The following is a 24,752-nucleotide window of genomic DNA, read 5'->3' as shown; positions in this document are numbered from 1 at the left end:
TCTCATGTTCCACACAAGAAACTCTTCTCAAAACACAGCCGAATTTGTTCTGCTTGACCAACTCGTTGAAGAGGATCACCTGCTTCGGAAAATTGATAAACACATAGACTTCTCTTTCATCATTGAAAAGGTGAAACCTTACTACAGTGAAAACAAAGGCCGCCCCTCACTTGATCCGCTTATTTTATTTAAAATGATGTTTATCGGATACCTCTATGGTATCCGTTCAGAAAGACAGCTTGAAAAAGAAATTTACTACAATATGGCGTACAGATGGTTTCTCGGATTGAACATAAACGACCCGGTTCCACACCACTCCACCATCAGCTGGAACAGACGCACACGCTTTAAAGATACAACCATCTTCCAAGACATTTTTGATGAGATCGTTCTTCAGGCCATCAATCATGACATGGTGGGCGGACGAGTCCTATTCACCGACTCCACACACCTTAAAGCCAATGCCAACAAGCATAAATACACAAGAAAAACAATTGCGCAGGATACCCAAAACTATATCAAGGATTTAAATGAAGCCATTCAAGAGGATCGGGAGGAACACGGAAAAAAACCATTAACAGCCAAAGAGGAGGTGAAAGCTGAAAAAGAGATCCGCCACAGTACAACCGATCCGGAAAGTGGCTATCTGTATCGTGAAAACAAACCAGAAGGTTTTTTCTATTTAGATCACCGCACAACAGATATGAAATACAACATTATCACCGATGCCTACGTCACACCTGGAAATGTCCATGATTCTGTGCCTTATCTTGACCGATTAGACCACCAAATCGCACGATTTGGTTTTCAAGTAGAAGCCGTCGCCCTTGATTCCGGATATTTAACGACTCCGATCTGTAAAGGATTATCTGACCGCCAAATCTTTGGTGTCATCGCACATAGACGTTATCACCCTATCCGAGGCTTGTTTCCAAAATGGAAATTTCATTATGACAGTGAACAAGACAGATACATTTGTCCAAATCACCAAACACTTACATACTCAACAACTGACCGAAAAGGCTACCGGTCATATAAATCAAATCCTGAAATATGTTCCTCATGCCCACTGCTTGAAAACTGTACAAAATCAAAGAATCGGCAGAAAGTGATTACTCGACATGTATGGGAAGATCATAAAGAAAAGGTCAGACAAAATCGCTTGTCTGTTTCAGGAAAAAACCTCTACAAAAAAAGAAAAGAAAAAATAGAGCGAAGCTTTGCAGATTCAAAACAGCTGCATGGGCTTCGCTATTGCAGGTTGAGGGGAAAACGAAATGTGAGTGAACAAGTTCTCCTCACAGCCGCATGCCAGAACATGAAGAAGATTGCCACATACCTAGCCAAGCAGGGCTAGGCATGTGGGAGCGCTTTTTCTGCATCTGAAACCTGATGAATATCTAAAGAAACTGTATAAAACAAAAAAGCTTGTAGAAAAAACGTCGTTTTCTCTACAAGCTGAGAGAGATACCTCTCTCTTTTTTTATTCTTCGACAGCCTTACGAAGCCGTTCATTTACAATGCCAGTCCAGCCGCCATCCATCTTACCGCGAACGACGGAGCTTTTCTCGTTTGCTTTGCCGATCACTTCATTCGGCTCTTTCCAGCCGCTGTGAATAAGGGTAAACCCTGTCTTTTCCCCCAAGTCTTCTAATTGAAAGGTAACGACCCATCCTTCTGTATCCCATTCAAAAGAAAGTTCAGTTGGAGCTTGAACAGCCAAAACTTTACAAGGGGACGGCCCAAACGGCGATTGTAAGTGAAATTCTTGTCCTTCTTTGAGCTGAAAGTCATTGGGCATAAACCACTTGGCAATGCCTTCTGAAGTAGAGACTGTCTCCCAGACTTTCTGAATGGGAGCCTCCAGAGTAATGCTTTTTGTAATATCCGGTAATGCATTTTCGTTGTTTTGAGCCATTTCGTTTACCTCTTGACATATGATGTTTTTTCAATTCAATCATATAATAACTAATAAGATCATGTCCATAGCGTGCATTATTTATGCTAGAGCTGCTGTTGAACAGCGTGTCAGTCGCCAGTCTGATCTGTGAATGGGAGAATTCTGCATGCGCGAAAAAGAGAGAGAGGTGTATGTTGTCATTTCGTTCATTCTTGTTTGCAGCCGCAACTGCTATGTTTGAACCGGAATTCCTGTTCAGGCAATTTATTTTGCGATTTTTGTTTTAATAGTAAATGATCCATTTTCTAAAACAGGAGGTTTTTTATGCTTGGAAAAATCAAAGCAGCCATTGATAACAGTCCAGGGAAGCCGGCCAGAATTTTAGTTAGTGAAAAAGCGTTTCAGCAATTAGAGGAGGAAATGCGCTTTGTTTACGTTTCCAAACCGAAAACGATAATGGGGATTCCTGTGGAAGTTTCAGATCAGGCAGAAAGCTTCAAGCTGGAATTTTAGTTTTCCCAGACTGCTAAAAGGCTCATTTTGTGTTAATTATGCAAAATGGTCAGGTTGATTTCTTTAAAAGCATGATGAAATGTTCATCATGCTTTTTTTATTGAGAAAAAAGACGAACATAAAAAATAGGTATACGGGAAAAATAATCCTATTAGAGAGAGGGGAAATGACAGATGGATAACATGATATCAACACTTACTGACTGGAATGTGTGGTTTCAAGCGTTAGTAGTATTTCTCGTTCCATATGTAATCTATAAAGTGTTTACTTGGATTCATGTATAAGAAGGTGCAATGATGAGGTGGCGGAACAATCAATACAAAACACAGAAGCAGCATAAATCAGATTATTTGACAGCTGAAAAGCAGGATCAGGATGTGTTAACCGGTAACATCGGATACGATTTAGAAAATGTAAAAAGAAAAATAGGACATAACGGGGACGTTCACTTCAGTGAGTTTGAAATCACTCATTTACATGTAAAAGCGGCATTGATCTTTGTTGAAGGACTGTCTGATCAGGAATTGATTAATAAAGGTCTATCAGTGTTAGTTATGAATCAACCTAATCAGGTAAGCGATGAAATTTCTCAATCCGGCAAAGGTACTTTAACTTCGAAACAGATAAAAAATCAAATCAATCGGTGATGTCATAGAATCAGAGAAAATCAGTGATATCGTGTTGAATGTGTTCATGGGTTCGACAGCGCTTCTCATCGATGGAATACCGCAGGCGTTTCTTCTGGGAACTGTAAAAAAACAAAATCGAAGTATCAAGGAGCCGCTTTCAGAAGCGCTTGTCAGAGGACCGCGCACAGGCTTTACAGAAGAGTTGAGTACGAATACAGCTCTTTTGAGACAGCAAGGAAAAAATGATCAATTAACATTGCAGAGATTTGAAGTAGGAACACGATTAAAAAAGGATTTAATTATCGCTTATATGAATGACATTGCAGACCCAAAAGTAGTCGAGGAAGTAAGAAAAAGAGTGAGAGGGATTGAGATCGATCATTTGCCGGAGTCAGGCTACGTTGAACAGTTAATTGAGGATAATTATTTGAGCCCGTTCCCGCAAGTACAGAGTACAGAACGTCCTGATCGCGTCATAAGCGAATTAATGGAAGGAAGAGTAGCTATTCTGCTAGACGGCACTCCGTTTGCTTTGATTGTTCCAGTCACTTTCAGCATGATGCTTCAATCGCCTGAAGATTATTATGAACGGTGGTTCCCGAGCTCGCTCATCAGATTGCTGAGGTTCATCGCAGCAATGATAACATTATTCGCACCCGCTTTATATATATCATTTATTTCTTTTCATCCGGGGTTAATTCCGACCAAGCTGGCAATTTCAATTTCCGGGACGCGCCAAGGTGTTCCGTTCCCATCCCTCATTGAAGCCTTATTTATGGAAGTCGCGATCGAAATTTTAAGAGAAGCGGGGCTTCGTCTGCCAAAACCGATTGGACCCGCAATTGGCATAGTTGGCGGATTAATCATCGGGAAGCAGCTGTGCAGGCGGGGATTGTCAGTCCAATCATGGTCATTGTTGTTGCGCTCACAGCAATTTCTTCATTTGCCATCCCGCATTATAGCACAGGTATAGCACTTCGGATGCTTCGGTTTGGCGCGATGTTTTGTGCGGCGGTGTTTGGATTGTTTGGAGTCATTATGTATTATCTGCTGCTAAGCAGCCATGTCGTAAAGTTAAAGAGCTTTGGTGTGCCATACGCAAGTCCGGCAGTGCCCTATCACTTAAAAGATTGGAAAGACTTTGTTATCAGAATGCCTCTTTTAGTCATGAAGCGCCGGCCTAAAATGATGAATACAGATAATACAAAACGGGTGAAGTGATGAACTCGACAGGATGGTGATAAAGTCTCATGTTCAGCCCAACCAGTAAAATCACAACCGCTCAGGCAACGATTATCATCATTATTCTGGCAGCAGCTTTTTACTGCAAAATGTGGTTGCGGCGAATGGAGCGGTCAAGTATTCCGGAGCAGCTGTAATCAACGGAAAATCGAAAAAAATGATAGGCACCTTAAATGAATATGAAACTGAGGGGATTACATGGATTAGAGGAGAAGGGAAAGGCGGAGTTGTCAAAAGTCATGATAAAAAGAGCCAACAGACGTTAGCGTACGATATCAATAAAATCAAAAGCAGAATTCAGCCAATCGTAAAAGGGAAAGATATTTCATTCCATGTCGATATTGAATCAGAAGGCGATTTGGTTGAAAACTGGAACACAAAAGAGGCGTTGGACACCCAGTTTATAGATCGTCTCGAAACGACTATTGAAAACGAGGTAAAGAAAATAGTTGGTCAGGTATTAAAAAAAATTCAGCATGATTATAAAGCAGATGTTGCGGGTTTTGATGAATCTTTTAGACTTACATATCCTCACTTATGGAAAAGGGTGAAAAATAACTGGGATGACACCTTCAGTAAAGCCGACATCACATACAGTGTGAACGTCACAATTACTCATTTCGGCACGGTTAAAACTCAGTAATGAATCCCAAGGAAGAGAAGGAAACCTCTCTTCTCTTTTTTATGCATTTATTAGGATAAAGATACTTTTTTTGGAGAGATATACACTTTTCAAATCGACCAATATGCTAATATAGGAATTGCTTGAAATAGAAGGGAGAAGGGGCTGTGAGGCAGAAACCGATTTATGTAGAAATCGAAATGAAATCTGATCTGGATACACTCTGGGAATATACACAAAACCCATCACTGCATAAGGAATGGGATCTCCGGTTTTCAAATATTACGTATTTGAATAGTCAGCCATGCGAAAAACAGAAGTTTCTTTACGAAACAAGGGTAGGCTTTGGATTAAAGGTGTCAGGTACAGGAGAAACCGTCCGTGTTTTCAACAAATGTTCATCTGAAAGGTCTTCTTCACTGGCTTTTGGCTCTGATCATCCATTATCTCTGATTCGGCATGGAAGCGGCTACTGGAAGTATATACAGAGAGAAAATGGGAAAATGACGTTTTTAACACAGTACCAATACAAAACAGCCTACGGACTGCTGGGAAGATGGATTGATCGTTTATTATTTCGGCCGCTGCTTGGCTGGGCGACTGCCTGGAGCTTTGATGCATTAAGGCTTTGGGTAGAGCAAAATAAACATCCGAAGCGCTTCATTCGATCTGCTATCATCTATGTGTTCATGTGTCTGTTTTTCAGCCTGTTTTGGTTCTATCAAGGCTTTGCAGGTGTTGAAACAAGCATTTTGGCAGGAACAGCGGAGATAGGCTTAGCTATTTTGTGGCTGCTTCCTTTAAAAAGAAAATGGATCATTCATGGTGTCCAGGCTTGTATTTTTGCTGGGTTTGCTTGTCTAGGTTCCGAAATATTCATGTGGATTCTGTTGAGTGTGTTTTCCGCTGCAAGCGGCGCTCTTAGCCTGCAGCTCCCCAGTGCCAGGCGCACAAAACGAAAGAGAAAGAAGTGACATTGTGAGTTCGATTTATGAAAAATCAATTATTAACTATCATTTGCTGCATCCCAAGCTGCGGAAACGGTACCAATTAGACGGGTCTCAAACATTCAGCGGGACGGGAACGATGTCAGAAATAAGCGGAGGCTCTTTTCTGGTTAGAATGCTGTTAAAGCTGGGTGTTTTTTTCAGATGCTTCTTTTCAGAAAGAGGCAAAGACATTCCATTTACAATACAAAATAGAACTTGTCTTTTGAAATCACAACATACAGGAATAGAATGGAATCGTACATTTATCTTTAAAGGCAAAAAACGTTTCTTTGACGCGATAATGATATATGACGAGAAAGAAAATAGAATACTTGATTTCTTCGGCAAACCTCATCTGCTGCTGTCTGTTTTGACGTTCGAGGCATCTCATGACGGCTCTCTTACGATCACATCGGGAAAGCAATGGCTATTGATATGCGGAAAAAGAATCCCGTTGCCGAAATGGCTGACCGGTACATCCGTAGTTTGCGAAACGTTTGATGAAAAAAAGAATTGTTTCACCATTGAAGTGCATGTGCAAAATACAATTCTTGGCACTCTTTTCTTTTATAAAGGAACGTTTCAGGAGGAAGAGAGAGAATCATGCAACGAAATGGCATAGTCAGTGCGCTTTGTTTTATAGGATTTCTTGCAGCGGAAGCACCGGATATTTCAGTGGCAGAGGCACTCGTTTTGTTATCCATTCTATTTTTCGTGCCGGGAATTTTCCCTTTTGTTTTTCGTCAATCGCCGGTTCGTGCTGCTCAGTTTATGGAATATGGGCTAATCCAGTGCTATCCGGCAGCCGCATTCTTTGCGGTGTTGGCTCTTGTGACAGAGGTTGGAGTTTTCGCACTTATCTGGTGGATGTACACAGTTTTTATTGCATTGTATGCGATCCTCCGCCTTTGGGAAACAAAGATACATAGAATCGAAGAGACATCAGTTTTGTTCGGCCTTATTTATTTGGCGGGAGGAGGATTTTGGTTTTTTGCTTATGCTGCCCATTTGCAGATCATGCAATTTGGCCCTCTCATCATTTTGCTTACTGCTGTCCACTTTCACTATTCTGCTTTTCTGATCCCGATCTTCAACGGATTACTCGGCAGAACCATTAGAAAACATCGGATGTTGTACAGTTGGATAACATGGGTGATTTTGCTTTCGCCCCTTCTTATCGCACTGGGCATCACATATTCAAAAACACTTGATGTCATTGCGGTTAGCATTTATATGGCGGCGATTTATCTTCATGCATTTTTGGTGTTCACGGCAGCTTTTCGCACCAAGACGGGGACATTTCTTATTCGGCTTTCTTCCGCTGTTTTAATGATAACGATTGCTTTCTCGATGATTTATTCATTTGGTGTATTTCGGCAAGAAGTTACATTGACCATCAATCAGATGATTTGGATTCACGGTTTTGTCAATGCGTTTGGTGTTATCTTGCCCGCTCTCATAGGGTGGAGAATAGAGGATGCGAAGCCTTTTGATGCAGACAGTGTAAAGACATTCAGCCGTATCTACGGAAAAAGAAAGATTGGAGAAGAATTTTTAGCTAACATTCAAGCTGAAAATAACGCTCGGTACAGCGGGCTTGTGGATGATATGGGCAGCCTGCGTTCAAAAGATTTTTCACCAGAAAAACTGGCGCCGCTCATTCTTTCGTTTTATGAACAAACCATCGAATACAATATTAAAGCAAAAGTAACATGGAGCATGTGGTTTCGGCCGCTTGCAATTATTTACGAATGGTTCAGCAGAAGAATCGGCCAAATACATCTTTCGACGAACCCTGACTGGTATAGGATGTACAGCAAGATAAAAGGTGTTCATTCGAAAAAAGACGGAAGGGAAAGAGTACGTGCCTGGATTAGAACAAATGAAAAAAACGAAACCATTTTTACCGCTCTTTATTCAGTGTATCGTTCAAATGGAGAGGGGTATATGAATATTTCTTTACCGCTTCCATTCAGCAGCATGACAGGTATTTTAAAACCATATCATCATCAGGAGAAGCTGGTTTTAACAAGCAGGCGGAGAAAAAGCAGAGCGGGTGATGAGGGGATTTATCTGCAAACAAGAGCGGGAACTTGTCCGCTTCCTTTATCTGAAACCTTTCTGATAGAAGCTGCACATGACAACAAATTAACGGCTGTTCATCATATGTGGCTGTTTGGAATAAAATTTCTAACTGTTCATTACAGCATTACACATATTAACCAGCCTATTGAAAGAACCTAACACAAAGAAGAAGCTTCGTCTGCCAGTTGTAATAGATGAACTGTTTTTAAAAAATTCTGCTCCGCATCAAGACAGGAAAGGAAGGGTTTATGGTGTTTTATATCAGTTTATTTCTGATTCTTTGGCTGGCTGCGGGGTTTGCAGTGGGAATGAAACAAGTGTATGTCGATCAGCTGTTTGATAAAGCTGTGATCGAAAGGCTGTAAAAAGAAGCGAATGATCATGGACACGCTGACCGAATGATCAAACAGCGCGTCCTTTATATTGCAGCAGTGACATTAAGCGGGTTTATTTCTGTTTATTATGAAATGAAAACAATCCCGCAAAGGCGAAACATAAGAAAAATTGAAAAAAACATCATGAAATTAAATCAAGCAAAAAAACGAAGAATGAAGAGAAAATAAAAAATGCACAGGCCAAAGGGCAGGTGCATTTTTGTTTTGTATGGAAATGGGGGAGGTGGTGCCAGCTTACTTTTCATAAATTCAAAAATGAGAAGAACAGCGCCCGGGCTAATGGTATATAATATTGTGAATTTAACAAAAATTTAACAAGGAGGACGAGAGAATTCGTGCTAAAGCCTCAAAGAGACCTACATCCTGTTGATTTGGACTTAGAGGCGGAGTAGATGAAACCGGCCAAAGTATCCCTGCTCCGCCGTTTGCTCCATTCCTTGAAGCATGTTGATTGTAACATAGCCAAACGTTTTCCATCAACTATTAAAATTGTAAAATTATTGTTTATTTTTATGGTATTTACTCCGATTTCTTCAATTTATGCTGAAGATATATATCAGAATTTTGAGGAATTAAAAAACAATGAAGATCCTTCTGATTACGGTGTTGTTACGAAAGAAACCGGAAGCCCTGTTCTTGTTTTAGCTATTCACGGAGGAGGTATTGAAGGTGGGACAAGTGAAGTAGCCAGAGAGCTCAGCAAAGAGTACTCGATGTATTTATTTGAAGGCTTAAAATCTGCAGGAAACTCAGTCCTGCACATTACGAGCACGCACTTTGATGAACCTCGGGCCCTTAAAATGACGGGAAATCATGAATATGTCATTTCATTACACGGGTACGCAGAAGAAGATCAGCAGATCGAAGTCGGCGGTACAGATCGCGTAAGAGCGGCAGATTTAGTTGAGAAATTGCAGCATGCCGGTTTTCCTGCTGTATTGCTCAATACGGACCATCCACATGCGGGCGTTAGTCCGAATAACATTGCAAATAAATCAAAAACAGGTTTAAGTATCCAGATAGAAATGAGCACAGGCTTTCGAAAGTCTTTGTTCGGCATCTTTTCTTTAAAAAGCAGAGCTGTTACTCAAAATGAGAGGTTTTATAAGTTTACAGAAGTGATGTTCCGTTTTCTCAAATATAGCTACTGAAAAATAGGAGGCGATAAGACAGCCTCCTATTCTTTATGCTTCTCATTCGTTTCGGGAAACAGCTCGTCCGCGGCTTCCGTTTGATACTGCAACGTGTTATCTCTCGCTGACAGTTCATTTCGGAAATTTTCATCAAGTACATTTTTCAATAAATACCGATGAAAAAAGAATTCAAAAACAGTAAGACAGGCAGCGGAAAGGAGAGCTGCTCCAAATGGTGAGAAATCGTTTCTTGTTTGGGTTAAAACAAATACCCAAAGAATAACGAATGAAAGGCCAAAGTCAGCCAATGAAGCTGTAATATTGTTTGTTCTGGGTAAGACGAGCATGTCACCAGAAAGATAGGAAACAAAACCTAAGAAAAGTGCAATAAACATCACACTTAAGAAGGATGCGTGATAGACTCTGTCCAAAATCACATATAAAAGGGCGAGAGTGAAAGCAATCTTTGAAGCAAGCGCAATGATATGTTTCATTTGACCACCTAAATTGTTATTTTTTGAAGAAAATTCTTGGGCGTAAACAAATGATAAATAATGCAATTCAAAACCATTCATAATGGTCATGTTACTATTTTAAACAGTCCGTTTTTGTTTACACTGGTATTTTTTTTCAGCAGTATGAAACTTTCTTATGAAAAAAGACGTATATGTGGATGATCAGCTTTCAAGGGGGGAATGATTTGTGGAGATAAAAGGAATCAATCACTTGCTATTTTCAGTTTCGCATTTGGATACATCGATTGATTTTTATCAAAAAGTGTTTGATGCAAAGCTTTTGGTAAAGGGAAGAACAACTGCATATTTTGACATGAACGGCATCTGGCTAGCGCTTAATGAAGAACCAGACATCCCGAGAAATGACATTAAGCTTTCTTATACCCATATTGCTTTTACAATTGAAGATCATGAATTTGAGGAGGTATCAGCTAAATTAAAAAGACTTCATGTCAATATTCTGCCTGGCAGAGAACGAGATGAACGCGATCGAAAATCAATTTATTTTACCGACCCTGACGGCCACAAATTTGAATTTCATACCGGAACCCTTCAAGACAGGCTTCGATATTACAAACAAGAAAAAACGCATATGCACTTTTTATGATGAAACTTTTGATATCACAACCATATTTCATATAAGGTTAAATTTAAAGAAGGGTGTTGGTGGAGACTTTATGTTTGGGGAAGGTTTCTACCCGACTTGTTCAACGATGCCATATCTTTTGAACTGGACAAGTGATTGGGTGAAGGTGAAATTGAAATACATATTACATTTTATATGAAGAAAGCGAGCTGTTTTATCAGAATGTTGAACTAATTAAACTATGTACTAAATTTTCAGTATATTTCAATTGCTTCGCCCCTTAATAAATATGAAACCGTATCCTTCCACGACCTAAAAAATGAAACGTTTTTAAGAAGATGGCGTCTAATATTTTAAATGTTCATATTTTGATAAAAGTTTCCTAAAGGAAAGAAAATTTCTTGACTTCAACAATCTTTTGGTGGATAATTATGGTGTAAACATGATGTTCTTTTTCCTCCTATTCAGGCTCGCACCCAAAAGTCAGGGCGAGCCTGCTTTTTTTGAACAACAAACCCCCTCTCCGTAAAGGAAGAGGGGGTTATTTTATGCATCTGATAGATCAATAGATTAATGGACGGTTCTGAACACGCCAATCACTTTCCCTAGAATGCTGACATTCTGCAAAATGATAGGTTCCATCGTTGGGTTCTCAGGCTGCAAGCGAATGTGGGTATCCTCTTTATAGAATCGTTTTACAGTTGCTTCATCATCTTCTGTCATTGCAACTACAATTTCCCCATTGTTCGCTGTGTTTTGCTGTTTAACGATGACATAGTCCTTATCGAGAATACCAGCATCTATCATACTGTCTCCCATAATCTCCAGCATAAATACATGCTCGTCTGGAGGAACCATGCGGTCTGGGAGCGGAAAATATTCTTCAATATTTTCTACTGCTGTAATAGGAGATCCCGCCGTGACTTTCCCGATGACCGGTACATTAACGACCTGGCTTTGCGGAATGTCTACTTCTTCATCAAGAATTTCTATTGCTCTTGGTTTTGTCGGATCTCGTCTGATCAGCCCTTTTGTTTCCAAGCGGGCCAAATGGCCGTGGACAGTAGAGCTGGACGCAAGCCCGACAGCCTCTCCGATCTCTCTCACGGAAGGCGGATATCCTTTTGATTTAACCTCTGCTTTAATAAAACGGAGGATATCAAGTTGCCTTTTTGATAGCTTCGTCATTTTTCGCACCTCAAAACGTCGATTTTAAGAAGATTATAGCATGATTTTCCTTACAGTACAAACATAGGTTCGAAAAAACAATTGACAGAAACGTTTGTTCGTATATACTGAAATTATAAAAATGCGAACAAACATTCCTGTTGGAGGTTATGATCATGAGTAAAGAATCTATTATTTTTGTCGGTCTGTTCACAGTGATTTTGAGCGCGGTTATCCTTATGCTGTCATATACAAGCAGCGGCCAAGAGCTTAATCAGTATGTTAAAATAGAAGTCCAGCAAGGCGACACACTTTGGTCAATTGCTGATCAGGTAGCAGATACAAAAAAGATAAACAAAAATGATTTTATTGAATGGGTAGCTGATAAAAATCAACTTCAAACCTCTGATATCCAGCCGGGTGATGAGTTAGTGATCCCATTGAAAAAGAAGCATCAGGATGCATATGAATTGGCAACTGTAAGATAGAGAGGAAAGAGAGATAAAATGAAAGCACTCATTTATGCCCGTGTAAGCACAAATAAAGAACAGCAGGAAACGTCATTAAAGCGGCAGGAGGAGGAGCTTACGGCCATTGCAGCGGAGAACGACATGGAAGTGGTCAAAGTGATTTCAGAAAAAGCCAGCGGATATGAAATGGATCGGGATGGTGTATTTGAGCTGCTTGATGAGATTAAGAACGCTGGAATTGATGTCATTTTGGTTCAGGATGAGACAAGGCTCGGACGGGGAAACGCAAAAATCGCACTGCTTCATTGCATTTATAGAGAAGGTGTGAAAGTCTATACAACGGCTCATAGAGGTGAACTGGAGTTATCGGAGGCTGACTCAATGGTCTTGGAAATCGTCAGCATTGTGGAAGAGTATCAGCGAAAGATTCACAACATGAAAATCAGACGGGGAATGAAACGTGCAGTAAAAAACGGTTTTAAACCGCAAAAAAACTTAAAAAACCAACATGGGAACAGTGGAAAAGAAAAAATAGAGGTGCCAATCTCTGAGATCGTCCGCCTAAGAGCGAATAAACTGACGTTTGCTGAAATCGCGGCTACCCTAAGAGGGTTTGGCTATGATGTCTCTAAAGCAACCGTTCACCGGCGTTTTCAGGAATACATAGAGAATGAAGAGACAGCAGAGTGAATCAGTTGTAAAACTTTTTTTGATCTAGTACTATATAGACAAAATGCAATAAAGGAGTTTAACATGATTTCAAACGCGAAAATTGCCAGAATTAATGAACTTGCTGCCAAAGCTAAAGCTGGCGTTATTACAGAAGAAGAAAAAGCCGAACAGCAAAAGCTCCGTCAAGAGTACTTGAAAGGTTTTCGTTCTTCTATGAAGAACACGTTAAAAAGTGTGAAAATCATTGACCCAGAAGGCAATGATGTTACACCAGAAAAGCTAAAAAGAGAACAAAGAAATAACAAACTTCACTAATATAAGAGGAATACGGCAATATCGTATTCCTCTTTTGCATATACTATAATCAAAACTCTTATGTGACAAAATTCAACAAGTTTCTCTCAAATTTAAGCTGAAACAGTTGAGAAAAAGTCGTCAGACATTTATGATGTAAGGGTACAACACATAAGGAAGGGGATTTTTATGGATACAATTGAAAAGAAATCAGTTGCTACCATTCGCACACTGTCAATAGACGCTATTGAAAAAGCAAATTCTGGTCACCCAGGGATGCCGATGGGAGCCGCTCCAATGGCATACACGCTGTGGACAAAATTTATGAACGTAAGTCCGGCAAACCCTGGCTGGTTTAACCGTGACCGTTTTGTTTTATCTGCTGGACACGGGTCAGCACTATTATACAGCATGCTTCATTTAAGCGGGTTTGATCTTAGTATTGAAGATCTTAAGGGATTCCGCCAGTGGGGCAGCAAAACACCAGGACATCCGGAATTCGGACATACTGCCGGTGTTGATGCTACAACAGGTCCGCTTGGCCAAGGAATTGCCATGGCAGTCGGTATGGCAATTGCTGAACGCCATTTAGCGGAAACATACAACCGCGATTCATTTAACGTAGTCGATCATTATACATACAGTATTTGCGGTGATGGTGATTTAATGGAAGGTATTTCTTCTGAAGCCGCTTCACTCGCAGGCCATCTTCAGCTTGGCCGTCTGATCGTACTATACGATTCTAATGACATCTCTCTTGATGGAGACCTCGACCGTTCATTCTCTGAAAACGTGAAACAGCGTTTTGAAGCAATGAATTGGGAAGTTCTTTATGTTGAGGATGGAAACAATATTGAAGAATTAACAGCGGCTATCGAAAAAGCACGCCAAAATGAAAAGAAACCTACATTAATTGAAGTGAAAACGACAATCGGATTCGGTTCACCTAACCGTGCCGGTACATCCGGTGTTCACGGTGCGCCGCTTGGTAAAGAGGAAAGCAAATTAACAAAAGAAGCTTACGCGTGGACATATGAAGAAGACTTCTACGTTCCGTCAGAAGTTTATGAGCATTTCGCTGCAGCTGTTAAAGAATCAGGTGAGAAAAAAGAACAAGAATGGAATGCTCAATTCGCTAAATATAAAGAAGTTTATCCTGAACTTGCTGAACAGCTTGAACTGGCAATCAAAGGAGAGCTTCCGAAGGACTGGGATCAAGAGGTTCCTGTGTATGAAAAAGGAAGCAGCCTGGCATCCCGTGCATCTTCCGGTGAAGTTCTCAACGGACTTGCGAAAAAAATTCCTTTCTTTGTCGGAGGTTCTGCTGACCTAGCGGGATCGAACAAAACGACTATTAAAAATGCCGGTGATTTTACAGCGGTTGATTACTCAGGCAAAAACTTCTGGTTTGGTGTACGTGAATTTGCGATGGGTGCAGCCTTAAACGGTATGGCGCTTCATGGCGGTCTTCGTGTATTCGGCGGAACTTTCTTTGTCTTCTCTGATTACCTGCGTCCTGCGATTCGCCTTGCAGCGTTAATGGGCCTTCCTGTGACATATGTCTTCACACATGACAGTATTGCGGTTGGTGAAGACGGTCCGACGCACGAGCCTGTTGAACAGCTTGCTTCACTCCGTGCGATGCCTAACCTTTCTTTGATCCGTCCAGCAGACGGCAATGAGACAGCAGCAGCATGGAAGCTTGCAGTGCAAAGCACTGACCACCCAACAGCGCTAGTGCTTACACGTCAAAACCTTCCTACCATCGATCAAACAGCTGAAGAAGCATTGGCAGGAGTAGAAAAAGGTGCATATGTCGTTTCTAAATCTAAAAACGAAACACCTGACGCTCTTCTCATCGCTTCCGGATCAGAGGTAGGTCTTGCAATTGAAGCGCAGGCTGAATTGGCAAAAGAAAATATCGATGTTTCTGTTGTCAGCATGCCTTCAATGGACCGTTTTGAGAAACAATCTGATGAATACAAAAACGAAGTCCTTCCTGCAGATGTGAAAAAACGTCTTGCAATTGAAATGGGCTCATCATTTGGATGGGGCAAATACACGGGGCTTGAAGGTGACGTTCTCGGCATAGACCGATTCGGTGCATCTGCTCCAGGTGAAACCATCATTAACGAATACGGCTTCTCAGTTCCGAACGTAGTGAATCGAGTTAAGGCATTAATCAATAAGTAAGCTTTTGAAAGAGGATGAGTCAAATCATCCTCTTTTTCTTGTTTATCCGACAAAAATAGTATTGGCTGTTTAACAGTAATAGACAATTCTTTCTTTTCTTCTTTTGTATAATAGAGAGCAAATGAAATGCTGCTGGAAAAGGGGATGAAAAGATGGAACGTCACTACTATACGTACCTGATCAAAGAGGAATTTGCCAATCACTATTTCGGCCGGGAATCGGTTATGTTTGAGCTGTTTCAAGACTATCATTGGACAAGCCTTGAAAAGCAGCAGTATGAAATGACAGAGAAACAGATTCAATATATTACACAACCAATCCCGATTTTACATATGCATCAGCGGTTAAAAATGAATTTAAACAAGACGGATTACAGGCAGCTGGATTATATTTATAGAATAGCTTTGCCGAAAGCAAAAGGCCACGCGACGTTTATGATGAAGGAGCACATGATAGAAATTGTGGCTTCGGGAGATTACGAGGCAGAAACGATATTCTTTGAAGTGTTAAGAAAAGTAAGCCCTTGCTTTTTAGCAATGGATTTCAATTCGAAGCGTTACGGATGGCTAAATCCGGTGAAAGAAAGAAATTTTGTCTAAAACCGAAGAAAAAGAGATGTAAATGTTGTATAATAGCTTTTGGTTTAGTACACTTTAAACTAGACAACATGAAGGAGGAAATAAAATGACTTTATGGGTTGGCATCCTAGTGGGCGTTGTTGCATTGCTCATAGGTGTTGCACTCGGGTTTTTTATTGCTCGTAAATATATGATGAGCTACCTGAAAAAGAATCCGCCTATTAATGAACAAATGTTACGCATGATGATGATGCAAATGGGAATGAAACCTTCTCAAAAGAAAATCAATCAAATGATGAAAGCCATGAATAATCAAACGAAATAATACGTAAAGATTATGATATAGAGAAACATGGTTATAAAATAAAAAACCCTTATACGGGTTTTTTATTTTGCAATCATTCATCACCCGCTACTGCTCGAAGGCGCTGCTTTTGATATTGTATGAGAAGATGGTCAAGCTCCTGACTGAGCTCTATCGTAATATGAGATGTCATTCCGTTCGCCATGACAATTTGCAGCAGCTCTGCTCTTTTTTTTTCAATTTCTTTTAATAGATGCTCTCTAATCACAGGGATGTATCCTTTCATACATTAGATCTTCAAAGTGAATGTTTATATTATATCCATATTTATACTAATTTTCAAATGAGAAGGAGTATAATGTCTCAATGTCAAATTAAATTATATAAGTTTTTTCTGAAAATAGAAATCCTTCAAGTGAAAGTGTTAAAAAAATGAAATGATTTTGTCATAACTTGAAGGAATGTCAAATCATGAAGGGATGATGACATGGGAGACGTGAATTATTTTTTGACATTCGGAGCGGGGTTTTTATCCTTTATTTCGCCTTGCTGCCTGCCGCTTTACCCAGCTTTTTTGTCATATATTACAGGGGTCAGCATGGACGATGTAAAAACTGAAAAGCTGCTGCTGCAGAAAAGAAGCTTGTTTCATACTTTGTGTTTTTTGCTTGGCTTTTCAGTCATTTTTATTGCTTTAGGCTATGGAACATCTTTTATTGGCAGCCTGTTTAGGGATTATCACGATGCGATTCGGCAAATTGGCGCGTTGCTTATTATTTTGTTCGGTTTCATTACACTCGGTGTGTTCCGGCCTGAGGCTATGATGAAAGAGCGGAGAATCCATTTTAAGCATAAACCAAGCGGGTTTTTAGGGTCGGTCTTAATCGGAATGGCATTTGCAGCTGGATGGACACCATGTACCGGTCCGATATTAGCTGCTGTTATCACACTTGCAGGCACCAATCCGGGCTCAGCGGTGCCATACATGATGTTATATGTACTCGGTTTTGCGGTACCGTTTCTTTTATTGTCTTTTTTTATCACAAAGCTGAAGTGGATAAGGAAGAACCAGCTTTTCATTATGAAAGCTGGTGGCGTTTTGATGATTGTGATTGGTGTGCTGTTATTCTTTAATTGGATGAGCCTGATCATTATTTTGCTGTCAGATCTTTTTGGAGGCTTTACTGGTTTTTGACGGTAAATTACTTTCGTACTACTACTAATCCTTTTGTTTTTGGTACAATAAGACTATTATCTGTGGAAATCGATTGTTGGAGGGGAATATGACAAGAGTTTTAGTTGTAGACGACGCCAAGTTCATGAGAGTGAAAATCAGAGAGATCTTGGAAGAGGCAAATTACATAATCGCAGGCGAAGCGGCGGACGGTGAACAAGCAGCTGACCTGTATAAAAAACTGCGCCCGGACCTTGTGACAATGGATATTACAATGCCGGTGAAAAACGGCATAAAAGCGCTTCGTGATATCTTAACCTTTGATCCTAAAGCGAAGGTCATCATGTGCACCGCCATGCGCCAGCAAAGAATTGTAACGGAAGCAATTGAGCTGGGGGCAAAGGATTTTATTGTTAAGCCGTTTGAGGAAACAAAAGTGCTGGAAGCTGTAAGCCGCGTTATGGGACATTAAAGTCATTTCTTTTCAAAATGGTTTTTTTTATTGTTTTGGAGTATAGTATATAGTATCAACACTCCGAGAAACAAAGGAATGATAAGTATGATGATTATAGTTTCATCGATTATTGCTGTGTTAATGGCTGTAGCTGTGATGGTGGTCAGAATAAAGTCCTCTGACAAGCCTGTTTCACCAAAAAAAATCATTCTTCCGCCGATTTTTATGAGTACGGGAGCGTTAATGTTTTTATTTCCGGTATTTTGGGTAACTGGAGCAGAGTTTTTGGAAGCATTCACTTTAGGTGTGATTTTCTCTATTTTTCTAATCAAAACTTCTAAGTTCGAAATTAAAAATAATGAAATTTACATGAAACGCTCTAAAGCATTTGTTTTTATATTAGTCGGTCTTTTGGTGATCAGAATCGTGATGAAATCGATCTTGAGCACATCAATTGATTATGGTGCACTGAGCGGAATGTTTTGGATTCTGGCTTTCGGTATGATTGTGCCTTGGAGAATCGCCATGTATTTATCATATCGAAAACTTCATAACGAGCTGCAGTCATCTAATATTCAAATGAATTAAAAAACCTTTCCTCTTGTCAGGAAAGGTTTTTTATTTGAGAAGGGTCTGATAAGGTTCCAAATCGATTTTTTTGTCCCGCAGATGCCTTTTTAAGAAGGTATGGTCTCTTTTAGGAGTTGCGAGAATATAGCCTTTGATCATAAGTTGCTGATCAATCTTTGCTACCTTTTCTTTTAATGCAAGCTCACCGATTTTGCCTGCGATTTTAGCTTTTGCTGCATCTCTGAACAGCTCTGGCACGGGCGCAGTCAATTCATCTAGAAACTGTTTGTTTTCATCGTTCCATAAATGTCTGCTGTTTTCAATATAGTAATCCTGCCAATCAAGCTCTGATCTGCCGTCCTCTTTTGGTAAACGCTTTAAAAACTTTCGAAACATGAAAAAACCGCCGATTGATAATAAGACTACCATCATGATCACCCAAAACAGAATAAACCATAAAAACCATCCTTCCAGCATCAATCATTCCCCCTTATTCTAACCATATTGTATACGAAGAGAGATTAGAAGAACACAGTAAAAAAAGAATAGAAAAAAGTGATAGACGTCTAGTCAAAAGAGATAGTAGATCATATTCTATTGTATAGTGAATCTGCTATTTGGCCATGGGAGAGTCACTAGAGGGTATTTGACGATAAATGGACGGAAAAAAAGTCACTTTCATAATAGGGGATGAAAGTGACTTTTTATGTTTAGCTGAGAGGAAATTGAAGAGAAAAAGAAGAGCCATCTTCTGTTTCTTTATTGACGGCGACTGTGAGTATTTGATTTTCGCATTCGGCTTGAATGTTTTTGTCATTAAAATAAAAAGGAAGCATCATTTGTTTTTCAAAAGTCTGTCCTGACGATTTGACAGTTAAGATGAACTCGCATCCAGAAAGGGTAACTGTTACTTGTGTAGGCTGTAAAAAAGTCAGATCCGCTTCTATAATATACTGCTGACTTGTTTCATATAAATCAATAGGCAATGTTTCGTCGTACCAGGCGAAGGGGTCTTCAAAAAATTGCCGAAGCCATTCATCCATACTATCGAAATCATTCGCATCGTTGCGTTTTGAATGGTTCATGGAAGCATTCCTCCACATATCAACCTTGCTTTACATCATATGCGGTGGATTATAAATGGGTGAACGCATAAAAAAACAGACACTAAGGTCTGCTTTTCTTACATATCATGGCTTGAGTTGTGCTTTTGTCTTGTATGGTTTCGGTTCTTTACTTTTTTGCTTCCGCTTAGAGGCTCAGGTTGGCCGGGATTGTGTCCTTTAGGGGCGTTTTTATGCATATCTTTACTTGTATTCTTATTGGTCATAAAATGAGAACCTCCTTAAAAGAGTTCGGTGTTATTGATTGGTTTTTCTTTTTTTGTTATTTTGGCGTTCTGCTTCAGTCAGTACAAGCTGGTCGTTTTCAATATAGCCGGCGCCTTTGCCTTGGCTTTTTGCGTCATTCATTCCGTTAATGACGTGATTCGCTTTTCTTTTGACCATCATTATCACCTCAATCATAATATGGCTTCTTTTATTGTGTTATATGAGAGAGCGTAAACAGTAAAAATTACCGGTACATTTTTCTTATAAGTCGAACTTATTGTATTTAATAAAAACATTGATATTTACTTATGTATGATTTTGTTTTAATATGAAATTGTGAGAAAATTGTGATGGAATGTAATGTTCATCTGAGAATGATCTGATCTGAAGGGGGATTTTGGAGAATGGCAAACGAGCAAAAAACTGCAGCAAAAGACGTTTTCCAAGCGAGAAAAACGTTTACTACAAATGGGAAAACATATCATTACTACTCTTTAAAAGCGTTAGAAGATTCAGGTATAGGAAAGGTTTCGAAGCTTCCTTATTCCATCAAAGTTCTTTTAGAATCAGTATTGCGTCAAGTTGACGGCTTCGTTATCAAAAAAGAACACGTGGAAAATTTGGCAAAATGGGGAACTGCCGAATTAAAGGATATCGACGTTCCGTTCAAACCGTCTCGAGTTATTTTACAAGACTTCACAGGGGTTCCGGCAGTAGTAGATCTGGCTTCACTGCGTAAAGCAATGGCAGCTGTCGGCGGAGATCCTGATAAAATCAACCCTGAAATTCCTGTTGATCTCGTTATCGACCACTCTGTACAGGTAGATAAAGCGGGTACAGAAGATGCATTAGCAGTAAATATGGACTTGGAATTCGAAAGAAATGCAGAGCGCTACAAATTTTTAAGCTGGGCAAAGAAAGCGTTTAATAATTATCAGGCAGTGCCGCCTGCAACAGGTATTGTGCACCAGGTCAACCTTGAGTTCTTGGCAAGTGTTGTCCATGCCATTGAAGAAGACGGCGAGCTTGTAACGTATCCTGATACGCTTGTCGGAACAGACTCACACACAACAATGATTAACGGTATCGGTGTTCTCGGCTGGGGTGTCGGTGGAATTGAAGCTGAAGCGGGAATGCTTGGACAGCCTTCTTACTTCCCAGTTCCAGAGGTAATCGGCGCGAAACTTGTCGGCAAGCTTCCAAACGGAACAACAGCTACTGACTTGGCGTTAAAAGTAACACAAGTGCTGCGTGAAAAAGGCGTTGTCGGTAAATTTGTTGAATTCTTCGGACCGGGAATTGCTGAACTGCCGCTTGCAGATCGCGCAACAATTGCGAATATGGCTCCGGAATACGGTGCTACATGCGGATTCTTCCCAGTAGATGAAGAAGCGCTTAACTACCTGCGCCTGACTGGCCGTGATCCTGAACATATTGATGTTGTTGAAGCATACTGCAGAAGCAATGGCTTGTTCTACACTCCAGATGCGGAAGACCCTCAATTTACTGATGTGGTTGAAATTGACCTGTCTCAAATTGAAGCAAACTTATCGGGTCCAAAGCGTCCTCAGGATTTGATCCCGCTATCTGCTATGCAGGAAACGTTTAAAAAGCAATTAGTCAGCCCTGCAGGTAACCAAGGATTCGGTTTAAATGCTGAGGAAGAAAATAAAGAAATTAAGTTTAAACTCCTTAACGGCGAAGAAACAGTTATGAAAACGGGTGCGATCGCCATTGCTGCGATTACAAGCTGTACAAATACATCAAACCCATACGTTCTGATCGGCGCCGGACTGGTAGCGAAAAAAGCGGTTGAGTTAGGGCTTAAGGTGCCTAATTACGTGAAAACGTCACTTGCACCGGGTTCTAAAGTTGTTACAGGATATCTTGTGAATTCAGGCCTTCTTCCATACATGAAAGAGCTTGGCTTTAACCTCGTTGGCTACGGTTGTACAACATGTATCGGGAACTCAGGTCCGCTTTCACCGGAAATCGAAGAAGCGGTTGCGAAAAATGATCTTCTGATTACGTCTGTCCTTTCCGGAAACCGTAACTTTGAAGGACGTATTCACCCGCTTGTTAAAGGCAACTATCTTGCTTCACCGCCGCTTGTTGTGGCATATGCGCTGGCTGGAACGGTAAACATTAACTTGAAAACCGATCCAATCGGTGTGGGCAAGGATGGTCAAAACGTATACTTTAATGATATTTGGCCGTCAATGGACGAAATCAATGCACTTGTTAAGCAAACTGTTACGCCAGAGCTATTCCGCAAAGAGTATGAAACAGTATTTGATGACAACAAGCGCTGGAACGAAATTGAAACAACAGATGAAGCATTATATAAATGGGATAGCGAGTCAACTTACATTCAAAATCCGCCATTCTTCGAAGAAATGTCTGTTGAGCCAGGCAAGGTTGAACCATTAAAAGGTTTGCGTGTTGTCGGTAAATTCGGCGATTCAGTCACAACTGACCATATTTCTCCTGCGGGGGCAATCGGAAAAGATACGCCTGCCGGAAAGTATTTGCAAGAAAAAGGTGTTTCTCCTCGTGACTTTAACTCCTACGGTTCCCGCCGCGGAAACCATGAAGTCATGATGAGAGGAACATTTGCAAACATTCGCATCAAAAACCAAATTGCACCGGGTACAGAAGGCGGATTTACAACGTACTGGCCGACTGGTGAAGTAACATCCATCTATGATGCGTGCATGAAATACAAAGAAGATAAAACTGGTCTTGTCGTATTAGCAGGAAAAGACTATGGTATGGGATCTTCACGTGACTGGGCTGCAAAAGGAACAAACCTTCTCGGCATCAGAACGGTCATTGCAGAGAGCTTCGAAAGAATTCACAGAAGCAATCTTGTATTCATGGGTGTGCTGCCGCTTCAGTTTAAACAAGGTGAAAATGCGGATACACTCGGCTTAACGGGTAAAGAAGTCATTGAGGTAGATGTTGATGAAACAGTTCGTCCTCGTGACCTTGTGACTGTAAGAGCAATCAATGAAGACGGCAATGTAACAACTTTTGAAGCAGTCGTCCGCTTTGATAGTGAAGTTGAAATTGATTACTACCGCCATGGCGGCATCCTTCAAATGGTGCTTCGTGAAAAAATGAAGCAGTCCTGATGAATCAATAGGAAGAGAAGGCATTTCGCTTTCTCTTCTTTTTATGACACAATGTGCTGCGGAGGTGGCATATGCTGAAAAAATGGCTCGCAGGGATCCTGCTTATCATGCTTGCTGGTTATACGGGATGGAATTTATATCAAACATACAGCAAAAAAGAAGTCGGAATTCAAGAGGGGAAACAAGCACCTGATTTTTCTTTGAAAACGCTGTCAGGAGAGAAAAGCTCTTTACAGGATGCAAAAGGCAAAAAAGTGCTGCTCAATTTTTGGGCAACTTGGTGTAAGCCGTGCCGTCAGGAAATGCCTGCGATGGAAAAGCTGCAAAAAGAGTACGCCGACAAACTTGCGGTTGTTGCGGTAAATTTCACTTCAGCTGAGAAAAGTGAGAAACAGGTCCGTGCGTTTGCTGATACGTATGATTTAACGTTCCCCATTCTGATTGATAAAAAAGGGATCAATGCTGACTATAACGTGATGTCATATCCAACGACATATATCTTAGATGAAAAAGGTGTTATCCAAGACATACATGTTGGCACCATGACAAAAAAAGAAATGGAACAAAAACTGGATCTTGATTAGATTCAGTTTTTTTTTATGCTCAGATATGCTTACAAGTTTTCAGAATTGGAAAAAATAAAAGAATATGCGGAGGTGAGAAGCGTGAAGAAGATGAGAAAACGTTCTTTTCATGAGCTCGTCATGGAAAACAAAAAAGAGCTGATGACCAATACAGAGTATTTAAATCAGCTTGAGGAAAAGCTTGAACAGCGATTTAAGCAAAAATAACCTTTAATTTGTATTCATGTTTACCCCTCCTTTTGAGAAACCTATCTGTTGAGGAGGGATAAACATGGGAAACAACAAGAAAAACGGTCAGCCTCAATATGCTCCAAGCCACTTGGGTACAAAGCCTGTAAAATATAAAGCCAATAAAGGGGAAAAAATGCATGATACTTCAGGACAGCGGCCGATTATCATGCAGACAAAAGGCGAGTAGCGAAAATTCGAGTTTATTTCTAGGAGGTACATCCGAATGACAAAGAACCAAAATCAATATCAGCAGCCTAATCCTGATGATCGTTCTGACAATGTGGAAAAATTGCAGGATATGGTTCAAAATACAATTGAAAATATAGAAGAAGCAGAAGCATCAATGGAGTTTGCTTCAGGAGAAGATAAACAGCGTATCAAAGAAAAAAATGCAAGGCGCGAACAGAGCATTGAAGCGTTTCGTAATGAAATACAGGACGAATCTGCAGCGAGACAAAACGGATACCGTTCTTAAAAAACCAGGGAAACCTGGTTTTTTTCTTTCTGATTTGATTATGGTAAAATGGGGCTAAATTGACGTTAAGGGAGCAGAGTAATCTTGCATGTATCAAAAAAAGAAATAGAAGTGCGTTATGCAGAAACAGATCAAATGGGGATTGTCTATCACGCAAATTATCTTGTGTGGATGGAGGTCGGCAGAACGGCCTTGATTAAGGACTTAGGCTTTTTATATAGTGATATGGAAAAAAAAGGCATTCTGTCCCCAGTCGTTGATATCAATATTTCCTATAAAAAGCCGCTTCATTACGGAGAAACCGCGGTTGTACATACATGGATAGAGGAATATAACGGCTTTAAAACCGTCTATGGTTATCACATTTATAATCCGGCCGGTGAGCTTTCCATCAAAGCCACCTCATCTCATATTTGTGTGGATAAAGAAAGCTTTAAGCCAATTCAATTCCGCAAAGCTTTTCCTGATTGGCACACATCATATGAAAAGGCCAAAAAATAGGGAAGTGAATG

General features: G+C 40.3%; 30 protein-coding genes and 4 pseudogenes. 26 read left to right on the top strand and 8 right to left on the bottom strand.

From position 1 onward, the window contains the following. Window positions 1-4 precede the first annotated feature (4 nt). Window positions 5-1,357: an IS1182 family transposase gene (locus tag PUN35_RS04815; RefSeq protein WP_014478984.1), complete on the top strand. Its 1,353-nt coding sequence runs from the start codon at window positions 5-7 to the stop codon at window positions 1,355-1,357. 126 nt (window positions 1,358-1,483) lie between these two features. Here PUN35_RS04815 and PUN35_RS04810 read toward each other — a convergent pair whose 3' ends face one another. Next, entirely contained in the window at window positions 1,484-1,918 is a 435-nt protein-coding gene (locus PUN35_RS04810) for an SRPBCC family protein (RefSeq protein WP_003231627.1), read from the bottom strand. Between the two features lie 306 nt (window positions 1,919-2,224). Here PUN35_RS04810 and PUN35_RS04805 point away from each other — a divergent pair, with 306 nt between their 5' ends. From PUN35_RS04805 to pghL, 8 genes and pseudogenes are all read left to right on the top strand, one after another. Then, window positions 2,225-2,413 carry a hypothetical protein gene (locus tag PUN35_RS04805; RefSeq protein ID WP_003231626.1) on the top strand — a complete coding sequence of 63 codons (189 nt, stop codon included), beginning with the start codon at window positions 2,225-2,227 and terminating at the stop codon, window positions 2,411-2,413. A 293-nt stretch (window positions 2,414-2,706) separates the two neighbouring features. Next, window positions 2,707-4,263 (top strand): annotated as a pseudogene (locus tag PUN35_RS04800) (spore germination protein). An 82-nt stretch (window positions 4,264-4,345) separates the two neighbouring features. Beyond that, window positions 4,346-4,927 (top strand): annotated as a pseudogene (locus PUN35_RS04795) (Ger(x)C family spore germination C-terminal domain-containing protein); the annotation flags it as partial. A gap of 146 nt (window positions 4,928-5,073) precedes the next feature. Beyond that, window positions 5,074-5,880 (top strand): hypothetical protein, encoded by an 807-nt coding sequence (locus PUN35_RS04790; protein WP_014479929.1) that lies wholly within the window; start codon window positions 5,074-5,076, stop codon window positions 5,878-5,880. Between the two features lie 4 nt (window positions 5,881-5,884). After that, complete coding sequence (locus PUN35_RS04785; RefSeq protein WP_014479930.1) at window positions 5,885-6,517, top strand: DUF4166 domain-containing protein; 633 nt, start codon at window positions 5,885-5,887, stop codon at window positions 6,515-6,517. Continuing rightward, window positions 6,499-8,139, top strand: coding sequence for a YndJ family protein (locus tag PUN35_RS04780; RefSeq protein WP_014479931.1), 1,641 nt, complete (start codon window positions 6,499-6,501; stop codon window positions 8,137-8,139). The genes PUN35_RS04785 and PUN35_RS04780 overlap by 19 nt, the downstream gene beginning before the upstream one ends. Before the next feature lie 89 nt (window positions 8,140-8,228). Then, window positions 8,229-8,543: pseudogene (locus PUN35_RS04775) on the top strand (hypothetical protein). A 224-nt stretch (window positions 8,544-8,767) separates the two neighbouring features. Continuing rightward, entirely contained in the window at window positions 8,768-9,526 is a 759-nt protein-coding gene (gene pghL, locus PUN35_RS04770; RefSeq protein WP_014479934.1) for a gamma-polyglutamate hydrolase PghL, read from the top strand. Between the two features lie 26 nt (window positions 9,527-9,552). Here pghL and PUN35_RS04765 read toward each other — a convergent pair whose 3' ends face one another. After that, on the bottom strand, window positions 9,553-10,002 hold the full coding sequence (locus PUN35_RS04765; RefSeq protein ID WP_014479935.1) for a YndM family protein: 450 nt from the start codon (window positions 10,000-10,002) through the stop codon (window positions 9,553-9,555). A gap of 208 nt (window positions 10,003-10,210) precedes the next feature. Between PUN35_RS04765 and fosM the strand changes: the two genes are divergently transcribed. Further along, entirely contained in the window at window positions 10,211-10,630 is a 420-nt protein-coding gene (gene fosM / locus PUN35_RS04760; protein WP_014479937.1) for a FosM family fosfomycin resistance protein, read from the top strand. Beyond that, window positions 10,554-10,893 (top strand): annotated as a pseudogene (locus PUN35_RS04755) (hypothetical protein). The gene fosM and the pseudogene PUN35_RS04755 overlap by 77 nt, the downstream one beginning before the upstream one ends. 286 nt (window positions 10,894-11,179) lie before the next feature. Here PUN35_RS04755 and lexA read toward each other — a convergent pair. Continuing rightward, window positions 11,180-11,797 (bottom strand): transcriptional repressor LexA, encoded by a 618-nt coding sequence (lexA, locus tag PUN35_RS04750; protein WP_003238209.1) that lies wholly within the window; start codon window positions 11,795-11,797, stop codon window positions 11,180-11,182. 149 nt (window positions 11,798-11,946) lie between these two features. On the opposite strand from lexA, the gene yneA reads away from it, so the two are divergent. The 6 genes from yneA (at window position 11,947) to PUN35_RS04720 (ending at window position 16,308) form a co-directional block, all read left to right on the top strand. Continuing rightward, window positions 11,947-12,264 (top strand): cell division suppressor protein YneA, encoded by a 318-nt coding sequence (gene yneA / locus PUN35_RS04745; RefSeq protein WP_003231598.1) that lies wholly within the window; start codon window positions 11,947-11,949, stop codon window positions 12,262-12,264. A gap of 18 nt (window positions 12,265-12,282) precedes the next feature. Further along, window positions 12,283-12,936 (top strand): YneB family resolvase-like protein, encoded by a 654-nt coding sequence (locus PUN35_RS04740; protein ID WP_014479938.1) that lies wholly within the window; start codon window positions 12,283-12,285, stop codon window positions 12,934-12,936. Between the two features lie 63 nt (window positions 12,937-12,999). Further along, the gene (locus PUN35_RS04735; RefSeq protein ID WP_003231595.1) at window positions 13,000-13,233 is read left to right on the top strand and encodes a DUF896 domain-containing protein; all 234 of its coding nucleotides are present in this window, start codon (window positions 13,000-13,002) and stop codon (window positions 13,231-13,233) included. A gap of 168 nt (window positions 13,234-13,401) precedes the next feature. Next, the gene (gene tkt, locus PUN35_RS04730) at window positions 13,402-15,405 is read left to right on the top strand and encodes a transketolase (protein ID WP_014476936.1); all 2,004 of its coding nucleotides are present in this window, start codon (window positions 13,402-13,404) and stop codon (window positions 15,403-15,405) included. Between the two features lie 152 nt (window positions 15,406-15,557). Then, entirely contained in the window at window positions 15,558-16,004 is a 447-nt protein-coding gene (gene sirA / locus PUN35_RS04725) for a sporulation inhibitor of replication protein SirA (protein ID WP_003231591.1), read from the top strand. Between the two features lie 85 nt (window positions 16,005-16,089). After that, complete coding sequence (locus PUN35_RS04720; RefSeq protein ID WP_003221221.1) at window positions 16,090-16,308, top strand: YneF family protein; 219 nt, start codon at window positions 16,090-16,092, stop codon at window positions 16,306-16,308. A 73-nt stretch (window positions 16,309-16,381) separates the two neighbouring features. On the opposite strand, the gene ynzD is transcribed toward PUN35_RS04720, so the two are convergent. Then, window positions 16,382-16,555, bottom strand: a complete 174-nt coding sequence (gene ynzD, locus PUN35_RS04715; RefSeq protein WP_010886518.1) for an aspartyl-phosphate phosphatase YnzD — start codon at window positions 16,553-16,555, stop codon at window positions 16,382-16,384. 219 nt (window positions 16,556-16,774) lie between these two features. On the opposite strand from ynzD, the gene ccdA reads away from it, so the two are divergent. The 3 genes from ccdA (at window position 16,775) to PUN35_RS04700 (ending at window position 18,503) form a co-directional block, all read left to right on the top strand. Further along, the gene (gene ccdA / locus PUN35_RS04710; RefSeq protein WP_003231585.1) at window positions 16,775-17,482 is read left to right on the top strand and encodes a cytochrome c-type biogenesis protein CcdA; all 708 of its coding nucleotides are present in this window, start codon (window positions 16,775-16,777) and stop codon (window positions 17,480-17,482) included. An 88-nt stretch (window positions 17,483-17,570) separates the two neighbouring features. Further along, window positions 17,571-17,933 carry a response regulator gene (locus PUN35_RS04705; protein ID WP_003245707.1) on the top strand — a complete coding sequence of 121 codons (363 nt, stop codon included), beginning with the start codon at window positions 17,571-17,573 and terminating at the stop codon, window positions 17,931-17,933. Between the two features lie 78 nt (window positions 17,934-18,011). After that, entirely contained in the window at window positions 18,012-18,503 is a 492-nt protein-coding gene (locus PUN35_RS04700; RefSeq protein ID WP_010886519.1) for a CcdC family protein, read from the top strand. 30 nt (window positions 18,504-18,533) lie between these two features. Here PUN35_RS04700 and yneK read toward each other — a convergent pair whose 3' ends face one another. The 4 genes from yneK to sspO all read right to left on the bottom strand — a co-directional run bounded on the left by yneK (window position 18,534) and on the right by sspO (window position 19,993). After that, on the bottom strand, window positions 18,534-18,962 hold the full coding sequence (gene yneK / locus PUN35_RS04695) for a DynA interaction protein YneK (RefSeq protein WP_003231580.1): 429 nt from the start codon (window positions 18,960-18,962) through the stop codon (window positions 18,534-18,536). Window positions 18,963-19,195: 233 nt separating this feature from the next. Next, window positions 19,196-19,588: an outer spore coat protein CotM gene (cotM, locus tag PUN35_RS04690; RefSeq protein ID WP_072592538.1), complete on the bottom strand. Its 393-nt coding sequence runs from the start codon at window positions 19,586-19,588 to the stop codon at window positions 19,196-19,198. 80 nt (window positions 19,589-19,668) lie between these two features. After that, a complete protein-coding gene (locus tag PUN35_RS04685) occupies window positions 19,669-19,815 on the bottom strand; it encodes a small acid-soluble spore protein P (protein WP_003221237.1) in 147 nt (48 codons plus the stop codon). A gap of 31 nt (window positions 19,816-19,846) precedes the next feature. Next, entirely contained in the window at window positions 19,847-19,993 is a 147-nt protein-coding gene (gene sspO, locus PUN35_RS04680; protein ID WP_003244839.1) for a small acid-soluble spore protein SspO, read from the bottom strand. 227 nt (window positions 19,994-20,220) lie between these two features. Between sspO and acnA the strand changes: the two genes are divergently transcribed. The 6 genes from acnA (at window position 20,221) to PUN35_RS04650 (ending at window position 24,741) form a co-directional block, all read left to right on the top strand. Next, a complete protein-coding gene (gene acnA, locus PUN35_RS04675; protein ID WP_003231573.1) occupies window positions 20,221-22,950 on the top strand; it encodes an aconitate hydratase AcnA in 2,730 nt (909 codons plus the stop codon). A gap of 71 nt (window positions 22,951-23,021) precedes the next feature. After that, a complete protein-coding gene (locus PUN35_RS04670) occupies window positions 23,022-23,534 on the top strand; it encodes a redoxin domain-containing protein (RefSeq protein ID WP_003231571.1) in 513 nt (170 codons plus the stop codon). An 81-nt stretch (window positions 23,535-23,615) separates the two neighbouring features. Next, window positions 23,616-23,741 carry an FbpB family small basic protein gene (locus PUN35_RS04665; RefSeq protein ID WP_003244964.1) on the top strand — a complete coding sequence of 42 codons (126 nt, stop codon included), beginning with the start codon at window positions 23,616-23,618 and terminating at the stop codon, window positions 23,739-23,741. 64 nt (window positions 23,742-23,805) lie between these two features. Beyond that, entirely contained in the window at window positions 23,806-23,952 is a 147-nt protein-coding gene (gene sspN / locus PUN35_RS04660) for an acid-soluble spore protein SspN (protein WP_003231569.1), read from the top strand. Window positions 23,953-23,988: 36 nt separating this feature from the next. Then, on the top strand, window positions 23,989-24,240 hold the full coding sequence (gene tlp, locus PUN35_RS04655; protein WP_003231568.1) for a small acid-soluble spore protein Tlp: 252 nt from the start codon (window positions 23,989-23,991) through the stop codon (window positions 24,238-24,240). Between the two features lie 84 nt (window positions 24,241-24,324). Further along, window positions 24,325-24,741 carry a YbgC/FadM family acyl-CoA thioesterase gene (locus PUN35_RS04650; protein ID WP_014479940.1) on the top strand — a complete coding sequence of 139 codons (417 nt, stop codon included), beginning with the start codon at window positions 24,325-24,327 and terminating at the stop codon, window positions 24,739-24,741. The last annotated feature ends 11 nt before the right edge of the window (window positions 24,742-24,752 follow it).

The sequence above is a fragment of the Bacillus sp. N3378-2at genome (assembly GCF_033412715.1).
GTDB lineage: Bacteria > Bacillota > Bacilli > Bacillales > Bacillaceae > Bacillus > Bacillus subtilis.
Note: the sequence above shows the minus strand (reverse complement) of the source record. Positions and strands in the feature narration are given on the sequence as shown.

Bases quoted from the DNA above. Each gene is read 5' to 3' on its own strand.
- PUN35_RS04815 (WP_014478984.1), top strand. From the start codon at position 5: ATGTTCCACACAAGAAACTCTTCTCAAAACACAGCCGAATTTGTTCTG.
- PUN35_RS04810 (WP_003231627.1), bottom strand. From the start codon at position 1,918: ATGGCTCAAAACAACGAAAATGCATTACCGGATATTACAAAAAGCATT.
- PUN35_RS04805 (WP_003231626.1), top strand. From the start codon at position 2,225: ATGCTTGGAAAAATCAAAGCAGCCATTGATAACAGTCCAGGGAAGCCG.
- PUN35_RS04780 (WP_014479931.1), top strand. From the start codon at position 6,499: ATGCAACGAAATGGCATAGTCAGTGCGCTTTGTTTTATAGGATTTCTT.
- pghL (WP_014479934.1), top strand. From the start codon at position 8,768: ATGAAACCGGCCAAAGTATCCCTGCTCCGCCGTTTGCTCCATTCCTTG.
- PUN35_RS04765 (WP_014479935.1), bottom strand. From the start codon at position 10,002: ATGAAACATATCATTGCGCTTGCTTCAAAGATTGCTTTCACTCTCGCC.
- lexA (WP_003238209.1), bottom strand. From the start codon at position 11,797: ATGACGAAGCTATCAAAAAGGCAACTTGATATCCTCCGTTTTATTAAA.
- yneA (WP_003231598.1), top strand. From the start codon at position 11,947: ATGATCATGAGTAAAGAATCTATTATTTTTGTCGGTCTGTTCACAGTG.
- PUN35_RS04740 (WP_014479938.1), top strand. From the start codon at position 12,283: ATGAAAGCACTCATTTATGCCCGTGTAAGCACAAATAAAGAACAGCAG.
- PUN35_RS04735 (WP_003231595.1), top strand. From the start codon at position 13,000: ATGATTTCAAACGCGAAAATTGCCAGAATTAATGAACTTGCTGCCAAA.
- tkt (WP_014476936.1), top strand. From the start codon at position 13,402: ATGGATACAATTGAAAAGAAATCAGTTGCTACCATTCGCACACTGTCA.
- sirA (WP_003231591.1), top strand. From the start codon at position 15,558: ATGGAACGTCACTACTATACGTACCTGATCAAAGAGGAATTTGCCAAT.
- PUN35_RS04720 (WP_003221221.1), top strand. From the start codon at position 16,090: ATGACTTTATGGGTTGGCATCCTAGTGGGCGTTGTTGCATTGCTCATA.
- ccdA (WP_003231585.1), top strand. From the start codon at position 16,775: ATGGGAGACGTGAATTATTTTTTGACATTCGGAGCGGGGTTTTTATCC.
- PUN35_RS04705 (WP_003245707.1), top strand. From the start codon at position 17,571: ATGACAAGAGTTTTAGTTGTAGACGACGCCAAGTTCATGAGAGTGAAA.
- PUN35_RS04700 (WP_010886519.1), top strand. From the start codon at position 18,012: ATGATAAGTATGATGATTATAGTTTCATCGATTATTGCTGTGTTAATG.
- yneK (WP_003231580.1), bottom strand. From the start codon at position 18,962: ATGCTGGAAGGATGGTTTTTATGGTTTATTCTGTTTTGGGTGATCATG.
- cotM (WP_072592538.1), bottom strand. From the start codon at position 19,588: ATGTGGAGGAATGCTTCCATGAACCATTCAAAACGCAACGATGCGAAT.
- PUN35_RS04685 (WP_003221237.1), bottom strand. From the start codon at position 19,815: ATGACCAATAAGAATACAAGTAAAGATATGCATAAAAACGCCCCTAAA.
- sspO (WP_003244839.1), bottom strand. From the start codon at position 19,993: ATGGTCAAAAGAAAAGCGAATCACGTCATTAACGGAATGAATGACGCA.
- acnA (WP_003231573.1), top strand. From the start codon at position 20,221: ATGGCAAACGAGCAAAAAACTGCAGCAAAAGACGTTTTCCAAGCGAGA.
- PUN35_RS04670 (WP_003231571.1), top strand. From the start codon at position 23,022: ATGCTGAAAAAATGGCTCGCAGGGATCCTGCTTATCATGCTTGCTGGT.
- sspN (WP_003231569.1), top strand. From the start codon at position 23,806: ATGGGAAACAACAAGAAAAACGGTCAGCCTCAATATGCTCCAAGCCAC.
- tlp (WP_003231568.1), top strand. From the start codon at position 23,989: ATGACAAAGAACCAAAATCAATATCAGCAGCCTAATCCTGATGATCGT.